This window comes from Maribacter litoralis (genome assembly GCF_003075045.1).
Classification (GTDB): Bacteria; Bacteroidota; Bacteroidia; order Flavobacteriales; family Flavobacteriaceae; genus Maribacter; species Maribacter litoralis.
In genome coordinates this window covers 573975-593492 of the sequence record NZ_QCZD01000002.1, presented here as the reverse complement: position 1 = coordinate 593492, position 19518 = coordinate 573975, and the positions used below count along the sequence as shown (strand labels likewise).

General features: G+C 38.3%; 13 protein-coding genes. 4 read left to right on the top strand and 9 right to left on the bottom strand.

The annotated features are described in order from the left end of the window. Nucleotides 1-13: 13 nt before the first annotated feature. The 3 genes from DCS95_RS09870 to DCS95_RS09860 form a co-directional block, all read right to left on the bottom strand. Nucleotides 14-1831: a DUF885 domain-containing protein gene (locus DCS95_RS09870; protein WP_116770612.1), complete on the bottom strand. Its 1818-nt coding sequence runs from the start codon at nucleotides 1829-1831 to the stop codon at nucleotides 14-16. A 68-nt stretch (nucleotides 1832-1899) separates the two neighbouring features. Then, nucleotides 1900-2661: an NYN domain-containing protein gene (locus DCS95_RS09865; RefSeq protein ID WP_116770611.1), complete on the bottom strand. Its 762-nt coding sequence runs from the start codon at nucleotides 2659-2661 to the stop codon at nucleotides 1900-1902. A gap of 78 nt (nucleotides 2662-2739) precedes the next feature. Next, nucleotides 2740-4044, bottom strand: coding sequence for an MFS transporter (locus DCS95_RS09860; RefSeq protein WP_116770610.1), 1305 nt, complete (start codon nucleotides 4042-4044; stop codon nucleotides 2740-2742). An 84-nt stretch (nucleotides 4045-4128) separates the two neighbouring features. On the opposite strand from DCS95_RS09860, the gene DCS95_RS09855 reads away from it, so the two are divergent. Then, complete coding sequence (locus tag DCS95_RS09855; protein WP_116770609.1) at nucleotides 4129-4911, top strand: NIPSNAP family protein; 783 nt, start codon at nucleotides 4129-4131, stop codon at nucleotides 4909-4911. Here DCS95_RS09855 and DCS95_RS09850 read toward each other — a convergent pair. From DCS95_RS09850 to DCS95_RS09835, 4 genes are all read right to left on the bottom strand, one after another. Continuing rightward, nucleotides 4908-6014 (bottom strand): OmpA family protein, encoded by a 1107-nt coding sequence (locus DCS95_RS09850; RefSeq protein WP_116770608.1) that lies wholly within the window; start codon nucleotides 6012-6014, stop codon nucleotides 4908-4910. The two genes, DCS95_RS09855 and DCS95_RS09850, sit on opposite strands and share 4 nt — an antisense overlap. Before the next feature lie 136 nt (nucleotides 6015-6150). Then, the gene (locus DCS95_RS09845; protein WP_116770607.1) at nucleotides 6151-8163 is read right to left on the bottom strand and encodes an NHL repeat-containing protein; all 2013 of its coding nucleotides are present in this window, start codon (nucleotides 8161-8163) and stop codon (nucleotides 6151-6153) included. A 152-nt stretch (nucleotides 8164-8315) separates the two neighbouring features. Continuing rightward, nucleotides 8316-10070 (bottom strand): TonB-dependent receptor, encoded by a 1755-nt coding sequence (locus DCS95_RS09840; protein WP_116770606.1) that lies wholly within the window; start codon nucleotides 10068-10070, stop codon nucleotides 8316-8318. Nucleotides 10071-10102: 32 nt separating this feature from the next. Beyond that, the gene (locus DCS95_RS09835) at nucleotides 10103-13120 is read right to left on the bottom strand and encodes a tetratricopeptide repeat protein (RefSeq protein WP_116770605.1); all 3018 of its coding nucleotides are present in this window, start codon (nucleotides 13118-13120) and stop codon (nucleotides 10103-10105) included. 155 nt (nucleotides 13121-13275) lie between these two features. Here DCS95_RS09835 and DCS95_RS09830 point away from each other — a divergent pair, with 155 nt between their 5' ends. The 3 genes from DCS95_RS09830 to DCS95_RS09820 all read left to right on the top strand — a co-directional run bounded on the left by DCS95_RS09830 (nucleotide 13276) and on the right by DCS95_RS09820 (nucleotide 17379). Continuing rightward, a complete protein-coding gene (locus tag DCS95_RS09830; RefSeq protein ID WP_116770604.1) occupies nucleotides 13276-13959 on the top strand; it encodes a cell division ATP-binding protein FtsE in 684 nt (227 codons plus the stop codon). Nucleotides 13960-14009: 50 nt separating this feature from the next. Beyond that, nucleotides 14010-14687, top strand: coding sequence for a hypothetical protein (locus tag DCS95_RS09825; RefSeq protein ID WP_116770603.1), 678 nt, complete (start codon nucleotides 14010-14012; stop codon nucleotides 14685-14687). A gap of 61 nt (nucleotides 14688-14748) precedes the next feature. After that, nucleotides 14749-17379 carry an MGH1-like glycoside hydrolase domain-containing protein gene (locus DCS95_RS09820; protein ID WP_116770602.1) on the top strand — a complete coding sequence of 877 codons (2631 nt, stop codon included), beginning with the start codon at nucleotides 14749-14751 and terminating at the stop codon, nucleotides 17377-17379. Here the strand turns inward: DCS95_RS09820 and DCS95_RS09815 are convergent, their stop codons facing one another. Continuing rightward, nucleotides 17380-18447, bottom strand: coding sequence for a mandelate racemase/muconate lactonizing enzyme family protein (locus DCS95_RS09815; RefSeq protein WP_116770601.1), 1068 nt, complete (start codon nucleotides 18445-18447; stop codon nucleotides 17380-17382). Beyond that, complete coding sequence (locus tag DCS95_RS09810) at nucleotides 18444-19517, bottom strand: N-acetyltransferase DgcN family protein (RefSeq protein ID WP_116770600.1); 1074 nt, start codon at nucleotides 19515-19517, stop codon at nucleotides 18444-18446. Before DCS95_RS09810 ends, DCS95_RS09815 begins: the two co-directional genes overlap by 4 nt. Between the last annotated feature and the right edge of the window lies 1 nt (nucleotide 19518).

Genomic DNA, 19518 nt, shown 5'->3' with positions numbered 1-19518 from the left:
GTCTTTTAATACTTTACATTTCTTGTTGAACAATCCAATTATCAATCTTTTCTTCCAACAAGATCAATGGCAAGCTACCAGAATTTAAAATTTGACTATGAAAATCCCTTATATTAAAATTATCCCCCAGTGCTTTCTCTGCCTTAGTACGCAGTTGTCTAATTTTTAGCTGACCAATTTTATAAGACAAAGCCTGCCCGGGTGTTGCCATATACCGCTCAATTTCCGCTATGATGCTCTCTTCGGATTCTGCCTCGTTCTCCAAAGAATATGCAATTGCCTTTTCCCTACTCCAGCCTTTTGCATGAATACCTGTATCTACCACAAGCCGTATAGCTCTATGCATTTCCATACTTAACATACCAAAATATTGATATGAATCTGTATAAATTCCCAATTCTTTTCCTAAGGACTCTGCATACAATGCCCAACCTTCTACAAAAACACCCATACTTTCAGGGTGTAAAAACTCCGGAAGACTAGTATTCTCCTGCTGTAAGCTTAGCTGAAAATGGTGCCCTGGTATAGCCTCATGCAAAAATAAAGCCTCATCATGCAGCATATTGTATGATTTTACATCTGGTATAGGCACATAAAATATTCCTGCTCTAGAACCGTCTTTTGAGCCGGGAACATATTCTGCACTTGCAGATGCCTCTCTAAACGCTTCTGTTCTGCGTACGTTGAAACCTGCCTTAGGGGTCAAGTTGAATAAGGAATCTATACTTAATGCAATACGGTCGTTAATATTATTAAAGTGCGCTATAACTTCTTCAGGTTTAGAAAAAGGCATTAACTCTTTATTGTTTCTTAGGGAATTAAAGAACGATTTAAGATTTCCCGTAAACCCAATCTCATTTTTTACCGCTTCCATTTCCTTAGAAATACGAGCCACTTCAGACAAACCCAACTCATGGATCTCATTTGCATTCATATTGGTGGTGGTATGCAATTTAATTAAGTATTGATAGGTTTCATTTCCGTTGGGCAGGTCTAACAAGCCATCGGTATCTCTGCAAGCAGGTAAATATTCATCCGTTAAAAATGCATTCAGCTCTTTGTATTTAGGACTTAATTTTTCTTGAATGAAGTCTTCGTAATTACTCTTTAGAATATCCATATCCACATCAGAAATGCCGTCGGGAAAATTCATAACAGGTTGAAAAAATAAATTTTCTTCTAAAGGCACATCTATAAACGAACGTACTTGAGGCAGCATTTTTAAGGTCAACACTTTTGGAAGCACCACTCCGCTATCCATACCCACTTTCATTTTCTCTATGGCCGTATCTATAAATGTTATGAAGTCTTCTAGCCGGCTCAACCAATTATTATAATCTTCAATACTTTTAAAAGGCTGTACACTGGTACCGCCAGCCAATTGCGCTACATACAAGTGTAAAGATTGAATTTGAAAAAGCGGCATAAGCTCAAAGCTAGGCAGATCATATATAGGTGATGCCACTGTGACCATAGGGTTCATAACACCCTCAAGTTTTATGGTACAATCCCACTCCATAACGCGCATACTCATATAGTCTGCAGCACTTATTTGTGTTGAATCATATTTACCTATCTCTTCCAAGAAATACGTATAGCGATCTTTTAAATGTAAAATATAGTCGTCTGAAATGTAGTTGGCAATGGTATCATTATAGTCATGGTAACCAGCTTTGGTAGCCTCAATAGGATTAATTCCCTTTTTAAAATCATAAAACTCGGCAAATACCTCAGAAATTGGTCTTGTTAACTTACCCTCGTCTTGTTTTGGGGTTTCTTTACAGGAATTAAAAACGAAAATAAAAGCCAAAAACCAGAGCGTACGATACATAACATAAATTTTAGACAGAAAAATACAAACTAAAATGATGGTTTAAAACATTGCCATACAATATCACTTTACTTTTTAGCCTTTGAGGTATTTTTCTCTTTGATTTTAACAAAAATCAATTTTTTACGCCCTTTAGAGTCTTCGCGTCTTTCAATTTCAAAGTGTGGAATGGAATTTATAAGCGGAGTTAACTTTTGAAAACCATAATTACGGGAATCAAAATTAGGTTGCTTTTTCTGTAGCAAACTACCCACATCACCTAAAAAAGCCCATCCGTCATCGTCAGCAACATCATCAATGGTAGTTGCAATAAATCGTAATGCCTTTGGGGTAATTTTATCTACGGTATTCTTTTCTGTGGCTGCTTTATTATTGTCAACAGCTTCTTCTTCCTCACTTCTACTTTTAAGAATTTCAATATAAATGAACTTATCACAGGCCACTATAAACGGATTAGGCGTTTTACGTTCACCTATTCCAAAAACCTGCATACCCGCCTCGCGCAATCTTGTTGCCAAACGCGTAAAATCACTATCACTACTTACTAAACAAAATCCGTTCACCTTACCCGAATATAAAATATCCATGGCATCAATGATCATGGCAGAATCTGTAGCGTTCTTACCTTGGGTATACCCATATTGTTGAATAGGCGTAATGGCATTTTCTAACAGTACATTTTTCCATTTTCCTAAACGCGGGTTGGTCCAATCGCCATAAATACGTTTAATGGTAGGGTTGCCATATTTGGCTATCTCTTCCATCATTTCTTTTACATAGGCAGACGGTATATTGTCACCGTCTATCAATACTGCTAAATTCAAGTCCATTCGTAGTGTTTTTGTAAAGATAGATTGATTTCTAATTGAACAACAAAATGTCGGTCGATAAAGTTAAAAATGATTTTTTTACTGCGGGTTATTTGCCTTAATGGATCCAATTGTAAGAAATACCAAAAAAGCCAAGCCTAAATAACCGACCATTTGATACGATCCGAAGGTAGAAAGACACAGACTAAAAATACTTGGCGCCAATGCACTTGCCAATATCAAAAAGCTCATTATTTTTCCTGTGATGCTACCTAAATGTTTTCTTCCAAAAAATCTTGGCCACGCCACGGCGTTCAAAACAGCAAAGAATCCGCCCAATATTCCAAACCCGGCAATTAGCATAGGTACACCGGCTACAGTAGAAAGCAGTAAAAATCCTAAAGATGCCAAAAACCCGCCCAATAACATTAGATACAAATACAATTTTAAAGGAAGATAATCGCTTAAGAAATTAAATACCGTTGATACGGTTACCGCTACCACCGAACCCGGCAAGAAAATGGAAATGGCATCTTCTTTTGCAAAGCCTTCGTGGGTAAAAATAGATACGACATGAAAAGTGAGCCCCGTAATAAAAAAGCTATTGAAAGCAAGTGTTAGTCCGTACATCCAAAAAGCTCTTTCCTTTTTAGCCTCTGCAAGGGTAAACTGTTTTGTGAGCACTTTTTTCTTATCTTCTTCGGTTGATAACGATTTTACACCATCGGGCAGCAAACCATGTTTTTCTGGTGAAATTTTATAGAACGTGTAAATAAAAACACTGAAAACTAATAACCCAATAGCTAAAAATTGCCAAGTACTTTCCCATCCGTAGCCTTCAATAAGGGCATTAACCCAAAGCGGAGAAGACGAAAATCCGAAAGAAAGCGCCACACTACTAAAAGAATTGACCTTACCCCTGTTGTTATCGAACCAGATCATGATCACGTTTCTAGAGGCCATGGTCAACACCCCTTGCCCTGCAAAACGAAGCATAAAAAATAAAACGGTCATTAATGCAAAAGGCACCATCCAGGTATCAACCGATAATATTTCCTTAATATACGAACTCATTACCGCAGACCATGAGCACAAGAATAAGGTGACTCCTAGAGTTATGGCCGCAAAGAAAGCAACATAACGTGCCCCATAAGTATCAAACCAAACACCTGCCCTGCCAATGACCAAAGAACTTACAATGGTACCGATCATATAAGCATTACTGAATTGATTACGGGTTAGCCCCAATGCATCTTTAACAGGATCTGTAAAGACCGAAACCCCAATAGTCTGACCTGGAATACTGCAGTAAATACCGATGGTACCTATAACAAGAATAACGTAGCCGTAGAAAACAGGACTTTTAGCTGGATCAATTAGCGGTTTTTGAAATATGTTGACCATAGAAGTGATACTGGCACAAAAATACAATATAGCTTTCGTTCATTTTATCATTAACTTGTTGCTTTAAAAACAAATTCAGAATTCATGAAATACAAGTTCCACTATTTACTATTTATATTCATTTTCATGCTGGGCAACTCTTTTGTAGGTTATGCCCAAGAGCAGGAATACTATCAGCTAAAAACGTACACCATAAAGAACGACACCCAAGAAAGCATGGTAGACAATTACTTGAAAAATGCCTACTTACCCGCGTTAAAAAGAATGGGTATTAAAAACATAGGTGTTTTTAAGGTACGACCAGATAAATTTAAAGTCAGCGATAAAATTTATGTATTGATACCCTTTCAATCTCTAGCAACTTTTGAGAACCTAGAAGCAATGTTAGCGGTAGATAAAACGCACCTTTCCGCTGGGGCAGATTATATTCATGCTACACATGACAAAAAACCATATGAAAGAATTAGTTCGGTATTGCTTCGTGCATTTCCAGATATGCCAAAAATGAAACCTAGCCAAGTTAAGGGTGAACGAACTGATAGAGTATATGAGCTAAGAAGCTACGAAGGCCCCACAGAGGCTATGTATCGAAGAAAAGTAGATATGTTCAATGAAGGTGGCGAAGTGGAACTTTTTGAAAGTTTAGGTTTTAACGCCGTTTTTTATGCGGATGTTATTTCGGGAGATAAAATGCCCAATTTAATGTACATGACCACCTTTGAAAACATGGAAAAAAGGGATGTCCTTTGGGATGATTTTGGATCATCTGATAAATGGAAAGAAATCTCGGTGATGGATAAATACCAGAATACGGTCAGTCATGCAGATATTTACCTCTTATACCCAACCGAATTCTCAGATTATTAATTTGGTTTACTAAGTACAAATTCTACACGCCGGTTGAGAAATCTACCGGCTTCAGTGTTATTGGTAGCTATAGGTTTTGAACTGCCATAACCTGCGGAGCTTATCCTGCTTTTTTCTATTCCGTTTTTCACTAAATAAGCGACTATTGCCTCTGCTCGCTTAACCGACAGCTTTTGGTTAAAGCTATTGGAACCCTTATTATCGGTATGCCCTAAAATTTTTATAAGTATCGTTGTGTTCAACGTCAAGTAAGAAAGTAGCCGTTCCATTTCTTGCTGGTGATCACCCCTAATTTCAGCCTTATTGAAATCGAAATACACATCTTTAAATACATGCACACTGTCCAACGTAAATTCTTTGACCTGTGCGATTCCAATATTTTTTGGTTTCGAATTTACATTACTTACAGAAACCATATCTAGATAGTAATAAGAACCTTTGGTAATTTCTCTTTTTGTCTGATATTTCTGGGTTCGTTTATTGTTTTTAAAGTTACCTATTGTCATATAATTTTCAGTTCCGTTGGCTTCATAAGTTGTGGTCAATTTGACCCATTTTATTTCATCGGAATAGTAATTGGAATAGGATATTTCTAATGCTGCGGATTTATCTCCCTTTAATTTAGAAAATTGAAAGCTAGATAACACTTTACTCGTTTCCACCGCTACTGGCAGTTCAGTAAACCGGATGCCAAATTCCTTCACTGCAAAATCAGACCGTTCGGCCAAGCTCACGTAAAAAGAAATGGAATACTGCTCACCCTTCACTAAAGTAGAGCCTAATTTCGCCTGTATATACTCACGATAATCATTTGGGGCGTACATATATAAACCCACATAGCCCGTACCAAAATCAGCTGGTTGCTTACCATTAAAATTTTCGGGTGTGCCCATTACAACACTACAACCATTAAAATAATCTGTAGACCCTTTGGTCGGCATATTCCAATCAATTACATCTTTCTCAAGATTGCCCAATGTTACGGGGCAATTGGCATACGATTCAAAACTGGGGTTCAGCACCAAATTCTGACCTATCAAAAAGTAGGGTGCGCAAAATGCAAGCAAAAACAGAAAACCTGAATGTAGTCTAGTAAGGTGCATGCATTTCAAATAGATTCCCTAAAATACAGAAAAGTTAAAAAATGGTCGTTTTCATCTAGTATACAAACAAAAAAAAGCCCCTCTTAAATATTAAGAGAGGCCAACTAACAATAAAAACCAAACCTTACTTCAATCCTTAATTGTTGTACAGATAAATAGAAGCTGCCGACATTAAATCGTTACTAACTGCCGGTGCAATATTTCCATTTGCATTCAATGCATCTGAAAAGGCTAGAACCTTGCCGTTGCCAATCTCTGCAACAAATACTGTTTGAGTTTTGTGGTCGTAAGCTACATCTATAGGATTACCCATTTCCGTTAACGAACCGGCAATTCTGGTTTGATCAGATAAAGCCAAAGTACCACCATCATTAATAGCTGCCAATTTAGCCGTAAAATCTTGAGTTATTTGAAAACCACCATCTGTATTTGCATCTGAAGCTTCCTCTATATCTGTCATTACCAATACATCATCAGCTTCGCTATAATCGATACCATGTGTTCTTACGATACCATCGATGGTAATTCTTTTTGTTGGGGCTATTGCTCCATCTGCGGTAAACGCAGTCAAGAAATTATCATAAATCGCTAGGTCACTAGTATTATCTACTACTGCCAATAAAGTGTTCCCCATAAACGTAATTCCCCAAGTATCAAAACCTGCATCGAAGGTATTCAACAAAGTAAAATTAGAACCATTGTATTCATACACGTAAAACTTGTTCTCAGAGTTACTGGAAACCACTACTTTATTTCCAAATACAGCAATCTCTCGCGGACTTGCCAATTCGGCACTACCGGAAAAATCAGCAGTAATGTTTGCTAGGTTCGTAACAGCCGAAAAGCTTCCATAATACTCCAACGCCAATCCTGATCTAGATGCCTGAACTATAGCATCATTAAAAGCATCATAATAAATACCTTCTGTAGCATCAGACCTAGTGTAAACCGTTTTTGTCAACATACCAGAACCATCATAAATACTAACATCTCCGTTTGCCGTACTTGTAGCATACAATCTTGTTGCCCTAGCTTCGCTAGAATCACCTGTACTACCGTCGGTCTCATCACTACTAAACTGAATAGATGAAGCCATTGCTAAATCTTTATTGAACGACGGAGACAAATCCCCACCAGAACCAATAGAAGTAAATCCTAATACCTTACCGTTACCTATTTCAGAAACGTACACCGCATCTGTTTCAGAATCGTAAGCAACATCAATTGGGTTACCCATTAATGTTGAAGAACCGGCTACTCGTACTTGCATACCTACCGGTAATAATTCTCCATCCGATAGTGCATCGAATTTAGAGGAGAAATCAGAAATTATATGAAAACCACCATCTGTATTTGCATCAGCGGCATCTCCAATATCGGTCAAGACCATAACGTCATCCGTACCATCATATGTAATACCATGCGTTCTTACTATACCTTCGATAGTCACTCTTTTTGAAGGATTCAAAACTCCGTTGTTCGCATTTGAAAGAAAATCGTAATAAACCGCTAAATCTCCCGTAGTATCTACAACGGCATATAAGTCATCCCCTTTAAAAGTAATACCCCATACTGGGAAAGGCACCTCAACCGTACTTGTTAATGTAAATCCGCTTCCTGTGTTTTCATACACAAAGAATGTATTGGAACCGTTATCGGCAACCACAAAAGAACTTCCGTTGACCGCTAATTCCCTCGGGCTCTCCAAATCCGAAGCACCAGTGTATGAAGCCGTAACTGCATCACCATCCATCAAAGCACTCACATCGGCAAAAGCCTCTAATTGCAAGGCACTTCTAGATGCTTGATACACTACATCTGCCGAAGCATCGAAATAAATACCTTCTGCTGCTGTAGTGGTTGTCATCAATGTCACCAAAGAATCTCCGGTTACACTATATCTTGAAATATTTCCGTTATCGTTATTAGTTACAAATAGATCTGTTCTACGACCCAATACCGTCATTCCGTCACCACAAGGCTCGCACATAGAACCGCCGCAATCGACTCCTGTTTCATCTCCGTTCATAATTCCGTCATCACAAGTAGAATCTGGTGTAACATCTACCATACCGTCATCATCATCACTGCAAGAGGCCATAAACAAAGCGCCCATAAGCATTGCTAAATAAAAAATAGATTTTTTCATAATTATATATAGGTTTAAAAGTTGTTCTGCCCATATTTACGAAGCGACCTATTTAAGGTTTGGTTTAAGTTGTTAAAAATATGCTAAAACCAAAAACACCTAAGAATCAGAAAATTCTGATTCTTAGGTGTTTTTTATTAAGCAAAGGTTTTTTAGAAGTCGAACTTATATGTTGCCCCTGCTAAAATTTGAATACCTTGTACTTGAAAATTTGACCAACGTTGATAGTTGTTATTAGAAAGATTTGCTCCTTTAATAAAGAACGACCATTGATCGGTGTAGCGATAACCTACATGTGCATTGGCATCAAAATAACCGTCTAAAGTGATAAGCGTGGCAGGAAATTCACTTGGTTGGGCATCTTCTATTACTGTAGATGAAAAATCATCACGCTCGCCAACATAGAACAAATTGGCACCGGCATACCATTTCTCACCAATCTGATAATCCATAAACAAAGAGGCTTGTAAATTTGGCAGATTCCATGCCGGGTTTCCGGTTTCAGTATTATAATCGTACACCTCAACATTTACACCAGCGGTGAAGTTACGGTTTACGTCTACATTCAATTCTCCAAAAATTCCTAGTGTCTTTATATCATCATAGAACAGACCGAAAGAATTACCGTAATAGTAACCTTTCTCATCTGACCTAAAACTATTTACAGGGTTCAACGTATACAACGGCTTATTGTTTTCTGCCGAATAAGACCCCTTAACATTATAACTTAAATTAGGTAATAACTGACCTTTAAAACCAACATATGCGTTGTACTGACTATCTGTTGGAGCAATGGTCAAAGTAGGAGACACAAAGGTATTACCCTCTACAAAATCATAATATGAATTCTGCTTTAATTCACCCGTAACCCCTCCATAAGCAATAACGGATTCATCTAACAATCTGTACGATGCCGTTACCGCAGGGTAGATATAAAAATTGCTTTCACTATGCTCCAAATCCATACCGTACACCAAATTGACCCCTAAATTCAATGAGAGATCATCGCGTAACATGTTTAAAGACGGATTTACGCCTACCTGTAAATTTCCATAGGATATACCGCTATCGTTCGTAGTGCTGTTTACATCTGCATTTTCAAATGTACCACCTACATAATCTACCTTTACTTTGGCATTTAAAATTTCCTCGTTCATTGGAAACTCAAATCCGGTGTTGAAAATAGCCCTGTTTTCACCTGAACTTACGGCATCAAAGAATCTTCTATATTTTAAATCGGCTCTTTTAAAATAAGCATCTTCCACATTAATGTGACCGCTTACCTCACCCATGTAATAATTTTGACGCTCATCAATACCATCAAGCTCTGTTGCGCTGAAAACGCCAGGTTCAATACCGTACCAATTATATAATTGATGTTGTAAACCAATAGCCGCACCCCAATCTAAATCTCTATCTCGTTTTGCATATGATGCATCTAACCTTGTATCATAGAACGTATCGTTAAGCTCCACACCGTTGATTCCACCACGAGAAGACAAATGGTTGAAACCAATATCAAAATTCTCATCTCTATTTATAGTTCTACTCGTATAAAATTCGCCCAACACATTGCCATACAATCCCGCGCCTAAAGAGGCATAAGAGTTATATAACACCGGCGGCGGTAACTTTTCCACTTTAGAAGCGGTTCCTTTAGAAGGCGTAAAAGTAGATGCCACTGGCACTGAGAAAATGTTGTATGTTATCGGTTTTTTCTGAAGCACGATAGAATCGTTCATATTTGGTACCGACTTAATTTTAAAAGCATCTGAAACGGTTGGCGTGTAGGCTTTGGTCACCGTTACGGTTTCCGTACCCAAATCTTTCTCTTCCTCTTCTTGAGCAAAGGTAACTTGAAAGCCAAGCGTTAAAAATATAAGCGTAAATATATGTTTGTTGTACATAGGTGTTCTTTTACTGGTGTACGTGTTTTTTTTTAATTAGGATCTACAGATGAATTACTCTTAGCTTCTTTAGATTTTATGATCGCCAATTCTGCTCTTGCTTCGGCAACAATTTCAGGATACTGCGTAAAGTTTGTAATTACGCTTTCTAGAATATAGGTTGCCTGGTAGGCATCATTTAGGGCATAATAGTTCTTGGCCATAAGCACCAAACCTTTACCGCCCCATTCTTTGTAAGCCGCATAATCTTTCGCCAATTTTTGAACTGCCACATTTGAGTTCTCATAAGCGCCATCTTTATGCTCAAAATAGGCGTCATAGTATAGTGCTTCAGCAGCGGTTGCACCAGATGCAATCTTTAATACCACTGCATAGGCTGATTTAGCTTTTGCCTCATCATTTGTTGCTATGGCCGATCTTGCGATCATAATATGCGCATCACTCTTAATTCTATTGTCAATGCTTGGGGTCGATAAGACCTTATCTGCATATTCCAATGTTTTTGGGTAATTCTTCTGTTTGTAATACCCTTTCATTAAGTTAGAACGTGCAAAAGTTCTGTTCTGCTGAATATTTGCCTGACTCTCCAATTTCAATAAATATGGTAAGGCAATTTGATAATCATCTTTAGAAATATAGACTTCACAAACACGGGTCAATGCCTGTTCTGCATATTCGCTCGTACTTCTATCGGCTACATACTTATAATAGGGCAAGGCGGCTTCTTTATCGCCTTTGCCAAAATACAATTGTGCTAAGCTAAAGTTGGCATCAACGGCATGTAATCCGGTAGGGAATTGCTGAATGTAGTTCTTATACCCTTTAATGGCAGCGTCAATATTACCTTCTAAGTTTTGTTTTTGTGCCGCATCGAAAGTAGCATTATCCAATTCGGCATCGGTAACCTCAACAAAATCGAGTCCGCGTACCCACTCGGCATACTCGTTTACCTGCCCCATATCAACATACACCAATTTAGCAGTGGCAACCGCCTGTATGGCTTCTTGAGTTTTAGGAAAATCTCTTACAACGGTTTTAAATTTTGCCAAAGCAGCTTCGTTTCTACTGGCATTATAATTAACCAAACCTTGTCTCATTAACGCCTGTGGCACCAAAGAGCTACCTCTGTACTCGCTGATCATGCGGTCATAAGCTTCTAAGCCTTTGCTCTCTTGACCTTGTGCAACGTAGGTATTACCTAGTTCAAATAAAGCATCATCCCTAAAGCTTGATCTAGGAAACTGATTTACAAAATCCTCCAAATTCTCTATTTTACTTGCCCCTCTATCCACATAACCGTAGCTCATTGCTTTTTGGTAGAAAGCATAATCTTTCTCAGGTCCAGTCAAAGCCAATGCCTTGTTATACGTTTCTATTGCAGGCCAGTATTTACTGGTAGCATAATAACTGTCACCTAATCGTAAATAGCCATCGTTTAATTTCTCTACATCGGCATTTCCGTTAGATGTAAATGCGTTGAAATAAGTAATGGCATTGTTGTAATCTTTCTGCTTAAAATAACCATATGCCAAATTATAATCGACATCTGTAATCATTTCCGTATTCGTTGATGACGGATTGTTTTTAAAAGCAGTATAGCCTTCTACCGCATCTTCAAAACGGTTAGACAAATAATCGGATTCCGCCTTCCAATAATCGGCACGTGCTTTAAAAAGCATATCTTCTGCACTACCCAATGATTTTGCAAAATTCTCTGAAGCCGCATTATAATCGCCTTCCATAAAAAGCTCTATACCTCTGTAGTAGGCTACTTTTTGATAGACCGATTTACTGGCGTAATTTTTATTCTCCTCTAGCAACTGCATTGCACCTTCAAAATTCTTTGAAGTGATGTATGAATCTACCAACAAGGTCTGCATCTCTTCTTGATGCTCGTCTTTAGGATAAGTTTTTAAATAATTCGTGATAACCTGTGGCACCGGCTCATAAGCATTCCCTACCTCATAACTCAAACGGGCATAATTTAAGAATGCATCTTTTTGAATCTCTGCACTATAATCCATTTGAGATGCATTACGGAAAGCGTTCAACGCCTCTTGCTTTTTGTCCAACTTTAAATAACATTCTGCCAAGTGGTAGTATGCGTTTTGTGCCACACTATTGGTACCACCAATAATTTTGTTGAACTGGGCAATAGCATTGGCATAATCACCACCTTTATAATAGGCATAGCCCAAATAGTAGTAATCGGTATTGCTCCATTTACCACCTTTACCTTTATACTCCGTTAAATAAGGGATGGCGTTCTCATATTGGTTTAAATTGAAATAACTCTCCCCTATAATCTTGTTCAATTCAGATACCTCACGACGGTCAGATTTTGGCAATTGTTTTTTTGCCAGGGCAATGGCCTCTTCAAACTTACCAAGCTTAAAATTCATATCCGCCTGATAATAGCTAAGCTTCTCTTCCAACACATCTTGATCCGTAATTTGATCAAAACGCTGATTTGCCGTTTCGTAATCGTCTTGTTGGTATGAAATATAACCCAAATAATATTTTGCCTGAGAACCGTAAACCTGCGAAGTGGTAACTTTCTCAAGGTATTTTTCTGCCTCTTTTGTTTTGCGTGATGAGAATAACGAGTAGCCATAATTGAAGTTGAACTTGTCCATTTCTCCTCGGGAAAGTGAACTTTGATCAACCTTGTTGTACCATTTTAAGGCGTACGGATATTTCCCGGTCTGAAAATAATACTCTGCCACATCTGCAAAGGCAGAATTTCGTTTGGTTGACGTAGGATATTTTTCTACAAAGTCTTCCATTAACCGGTCTGCACCGATCTGGTTCAACCTTACTGCCGCATTGGCGGAATAGTAGGCACTGTTGGCAGCTGTCTCCTCATCATCCGTTGACACTTTGACCTTATCAAAAATAGTCTGTGCCGCTTGGTATTGTTCGTTGTTGTATAGCGCTAGTGCGTCTTGAAAAGCTTTCTGTTCGTGGGTATAGATTTTGGTCTCTTGAGCAGTGCCCAAAGCTACCAAACCTAATACCATAGGAATAAAAGCGGTGAATTTTTTAAGCATAGTGTTCTGTTACTATTTAGTATTACCGTTATCACATGTGATAACGGCAAAAATTGTACCTAAGTATGTACATTACCCATACAAAAAAAAAGAATTTGAATAAGGGTTCTCTAATATCAAATGGAACTTATTACTTTTATATCAACATTTGCGTTATGGAAGAGATTGTTTTAGAACTTAAAGATGCGGCTATTTTTCAAAAAGAGAGCTTGGTACTAAGTGAAGTAAGTTTAAAAATCGCTAAAGGTGAATTTGTTTACCTGATAGGTAAGACCGGTAGCGGTAAAAGTAGCTTCATGAAAACCTTGTATGGCGATTTACCACTTCAAAAAGGAGAAGGCCATATCGTGGAGTTCGATCTTAAGACGCTAAAAGAAAAGGATATTCCTTTTTTACGCAGAAAGTTGGGTATTGTTTTTCAAGATTTTAAACTATTGCCAGACCGTAATATCAACCAGAACATGTTCTTTGTTTTGAAAGCGACGGGATGGACGGATAAAGCCGAGATGGATGCAAGAGTAGCCAACGTTCTTGAAAAGGTAGGCATGAAAACAAAGGGTTTTAAATTTCCTCATGAGCTTTCTGGTGGCGAGCAACAACGTATTGCCATTGCAAGAGCATTATTGAACGATCCCGAGTTGATCATTGCCGATGAACCTACCGGAAACCTAGATCCACAAACCAGTGTAGAGGTGATGAAAGTTTTACAGGAAATCAACAAATCTGGCAGAACCATTTTAATGGCCACCCACGATTATGCATTGATACTAAAATTCCCGTCGAAAACTATTAAGTGCGATGCGAATAAAGTATTTGAGGTAGTTCAGAGAGCGGTTTAAATAGAATCCTAAAATTTCGTTTTAGATTTTTCTAGGAAATACTTAACTATATGTCCCAAAATAAAAAGGAAATTTCATACACACTCCTAAAAGCGGGAATAGCATCTATCCCTATACTTGGAGGTGCTGCTTCTGAAATTCTTCCTCTACTTTTAAAAAATCCAATTGAAAAAAGAAAAGAATTTTGGATGAAAGAAGTTGGAGAAAAGTTAAAAATTCTTGAAGAATCTAATACAATTAGATTGACTGAATTATCTAAGAATGAAATATTCATTGATACAGTTATAAGAATATCAACAGAAGCTCTCAAAACTAGCGAACAAGAAAAATTAAAGTATTTTAAAAATGCACTTATAAATACAGCAATACTCGAAAATTTGGATATTTCCGAGGTTAATATTTTTACACGATTCATAACTGAATTTACTATTTGGCATATCCAAATTTTAAATCTTTTTGACAACCCTACAAATTGGTTTAGTATAAATGAAGTTGACTTTCCTGAATTTTCAACAGCCCCATTATCTAAAGTTCTCGTTAAAGCCTTTTCTGAACTTAAAGATCGAAATGAGTTTTATAATTTAATCTGGTCAGACCTTTATAGATCGGGGCTAATAAATACTTCCGAGCTAAATGTCGGTATAACTTCAAATGGGTTGAAATCTTCAAGAACTACTGCTTTTGGCAAGAAATTTTTGTCTTTTATTCAAGAAGATGACATTATATAAATAAAATAAACGAAGTAGCGCAAAGCGTACCGCGATTTGAGCACAGCCTTAAAATTATCTTATGAACAACCCTGAAAAAATCCGCCTATCCCAACAACAAAAAGAAGAAAAAGATTGGTTAAAATGGGGTCCTTATTTAAGTGAACGTCAATGGGGAACGGTACGTGAAGACTATAGTGCCGGTGGCGATGCTTGGAACTATTTTCCGCATGACCATGCTAGAAGTCGTGCTTTTCGGTGGGGAGAAGATGGTATTGCAGGTATAAGTGACCGCTATTGCAACATGTGTTTTAGCATAGGATTATGGAACGGAAAAGATCCCATTATAAAAGAACGCCTATTTGGGTTAACGGGTCCGCAAGGTAATCATGGCGAAGACGTAAAAGAACTTTACTATTATTTAGAGAATACACCGTCTCACTCGTACATGAAGTACTTGTACAAGTATTCGCAGAAAGCGTATCCATACAATCAACTCATAACCGAGAACCAAAAACGAAATCGTAAAGAGCTGGAATTTGAGCTTTTGGATACCGGGATTTTTGACGACAACACCTATTTTGATGTCAGTACCGAATATGCAAAGGGAGACGAAACCGATATCCTCATAAAAATTACCATTACCAACAGAAGCAACCAAGCAGCTCCTATAACTTTATTGCCGCAAATGGTGATGCGTAATCATTGGTCGTTCAAAGAAATGTCGAGAAAACCCGTTATTTCTAAAAAGGGATTAAAAACCAATCCGTTCGTGGAGATCGACCATCCTTATGTGGGCAAATACAATCTCTATTTTCAAAAAGCGGCACATTTGTTTTTTACCGAAAACGAAACCAACAGAGAGAAGTTATATCAAGATAAAAACGACCATCCGTATAAAAAAGATGTGTTCAATGATGCGGTCTGTACCAACGATTTTAATTTGGCTACCAAAAACAGTTCCGGTACTAAATTTGCCCCGCTGTATCAAGAGATAATATCTGGGGGCGAATCAAAAACGTTTCAACTTCGCCTAACCGAAGAAACACTTGAATCTCCATTTTCAGATTTCGATTCCATTTTCGAAGCGCGACAAAAAGAGTGCGAACTCTTCTACAACAACATTGCCCCCAAAGCCAGCGAAGACCAAAAGAACATTTTAAAACAAGCCTTTGCAGGGTTACTGTGGACAAAACAGTATTATAATTACGAAGTGGAAAGATGGCTAGAAGGGGATTCTAAAACCACACCACCACCGCAACAGCGTAAAAATGGCAGAAATAGCACATGGAAAACACTGCGTAACCACGATGTACTTTCGATGCCAGATGCTTGGGAATACCCTTGGTATGCGGCGTGGGATTCCGCCTTTCACTGTGCATCGTTCGCCTCAATTGACCCTGAATTTGCCAAAGAACAACTCTTATTGTTCACGAAAGAATGGTACATGTCGCCCAACGGACAAATACCTGCCTACGAATGGAATTTTAGTGATGTAAACCCACCAGTACAAGCTTGGGCAACATTACAGATTTATGGTACGGATAAGAAAATTACAGGTGAACCTGATATTAAGTTTCTAAAACGTATGTTCAACAAACTATCGTTGAACTTCAACTGGTGGGTAAACCGTTTGGACAGAAATGACAACAATGTTTTTCAAGGCGGATTCTTAGGCTTGGATAATATTGGAGTTTTTGACCGTAGCCATGGTGTGCCAGGTGGCGGATTTCTGGATCAAGTAGACGGTACCGCTTGGATGGCGTTGTATAGTTTGAATATGTTAGAGATGAGCCTGCGCATAGCCGAACACGATGATTCTTATGAAGACATGGCCACCAAATACTTTGGGCATTTTGTTTTCATTGCGGAAGCATTGAACAAGATGGATACCGATAAGGCAAATGTTTGGGATGATATTGAAGGCTTTTTCTACGACCGACTGACCTTACCTGACGGACAATCGACAACCATTAAAGTAAGATCAATTGCCGGTATGTTATCACTCGCAGCTGTACTTACTATTAAAAAAAGTGTACTGGACAAGTTCCCTAGGTTTAAGGCCAGTATACTTTGGTTTCAAAAATATCGTGCGGAAAACTTGAAGTATGAGGTAATTCAGCAATACGAGGCTGATGGCGACCTGCTACTTTCACTTGTTCCAAAAGATCGCATGCAAAAATTGGTAACTACCTTACTAGATGAAAATGAGTTTTTGAGCGAATATGGTATTAGATCCTTATCTAAAATACACGAGAAAGCTTATCAGATAAAAATTGCCGGGGTAGAATACAGCATCGATTATGAACCTGCAGAATCTACCGTTCCATTATTCGGTGGAAATTCTAATTGGCGCGGACCTATTTGGATGCCTATGAACTATCTTTTTATTCAAGCATTACGTGAATATCAATGGTATAGCGGAAACGACTTTTTGTTCGAATACCCCACAGGCAGCAACAAGCTACTGAACCTGAAACAAGTGAGCGATGAATTGAGCAAACGCTTAATCCACATGTTCGAGAAAGATGAAAAAGGCAATAGGGCAATCAACAAGAACTACGAAAAATATTACCAAGACCCTCATTTTAAGGACTTGGTATTATTCTACGAGTATTTTCATGGAGAAAACGGCCGTGGTTTAGGGGCATCGCATCAAACCGGGTGGACGGCACTGGTCGCAAATCTTATTGAGCAGCTAGAGCAAGATTAATTATAATTTCGACTCAGAAAAACCTAATCCATATTTTTCGGTCGGATATAAAATTCCCTTCTCCAGTTTAAAAATAGAATGAAAAGGATCATCGATAATATCTAAATGTCCGTCTAAATCCGCATATTTAATATTAGGTCTGGATAGAGCAAAATGTAATCCGGCAGAAATACCTAATCCGCATTCATCGATACACCCCACCATAGCATCTAGTTTTGCAGCTTTAGCTACCGAGTTGATATGCATCCCTGCCCATATACCACCAACCTTTTGTAGTTTGATATTTACCATATCTACACGCTCGTTTTGTGCCAAACGAAATGCATCGGTCAAGGTTTTTAGGCTTTCATCTGCCATTATGGGTACATCTACCTGATCCATTACCTCGCCCAATCGTTCTTCAGCCTCAACTATGGTAGGTTGTTCAAAAATTTCAACCCCAATAGCCGCTGTAGCTTTGACAAAGGCAATAGATTCTTTTACCGAATAGCCCTGGTTACCATCAAAACGCAACTCAATATTCGAGTATGTTTCATGAATCAATCGCATTTTGGCAATGTCTTCTTCTAAATTAGAACCTCCTTTAATCTTTAAAATTGAAAAGCCTTGTTCTACAAATTCACTTGCCTTAACTAATGTATCTTCAACACCCATAATACCAATAGTAATACTGGTAGCGATATGATTACGATAACCTCCTAAAAATTGATACAAAGGCACCTCGGCTTTTTTAGACATAATATCGAACAACGCCAAATCTACCATTGCCAAAGCAGACGATCTTTTGCCCAATAACACTTTCAGTTCCAATAAAAGCAATGCATAAGTAAAAGGGTCTTTGCCGAGTAAATAGGGAATGATGGTGTTTTTAATCGCGTCGGTAACATCATTTGGTGATTCATTGGTAACCACTGGATCGGGTGCAGCACAACCGTAACCCACAATTTTACCATCGGTTTCAAGCTTTAAAATAAAATTACTGGTACGGTCAATGGTTTCATAAGCAATCGTATACGGATCAGACAATTTCAAGTCTAAACGCTCAAAAGAAATATGGGTTATTTTCATTTTACTTTCGTCATTAAAAGCGCAATTAAATCGTCTGCACCATACTCCAACACATCAAAAGCTGGCAATTTTGTTTCAAGGGTGATGGCTTTACAAACATCAAGAATTTCGCTTTTTTCCATTCCTTCATGATTCACCGTAATCGCAATAACCTCTTTACCCGAAATTACTTGAATGGCATGTATTTGCTCTTCCAGCGAATGCATTTTATATCCTGGGAACCCATCATACTCCAATCGTTTTGGTGCGTGTTGCAGAATAACGTAATCGGGTCTACCTGCAGCTAGAATTTCAAATCCGCCAGGGTATGCAGGGTTCATTAAACTCCCCTGTCCTTCAATTACAATAACATCTGGATCTTCATTGTTATAGGCACTAACAACGGCATGTTCTATTTCACCAGAGACGAAATCGTTGATACAGCTATCCATTACCATGCTATATTTTGCTCCCTGCATCCAACCGGTTTGTCCCGTTCCGATCATTTCCGCCTTTTTACCCGCTTTACGAAATGCATGTACCAATATCCAAGCAGTTGTACGTTTCCCCAGTGCGGAGTCCGTACCCAAAACAGCCAACTTTAAACAATCAACTTTCTCAATATCACCAGTGAAAAAGTGTAGTTGATCACGGTCTGGTGTCTTTCTTATATCTCTAATTTTTACATTTTTTTCTTTTGCCAATGCCACAAGTTCAGGGTCATTGGTCAAGAAATCGTGCAAACCACTATCAATGTTCCAACCTTTTTGCAATGCATTTTTAATAGTTGCCTTTGCCACTTGTGGTAGTCTACCACCATCTGGCGCAAGACCTATCACCAAATAACTTGGCAAGTTCTCGTTAGCTGCAAGAGCTATAATCGCAGCTTCCAGATCTTTAAAAACCGGAATTCCGTTAGGTCTACCATCCAAAACATCACCGGCATCACTACCTGCATATTTTGCATCTAAAACACCTACAACCTCATACCGTTCGGTAAAGCGAACCAGCCCATGTGCCGTTTTACCGTTAGGAGTATTAAATGCTCCTTCACAATACACCAATGCCTTACCATCAATAACTTTTTTCATC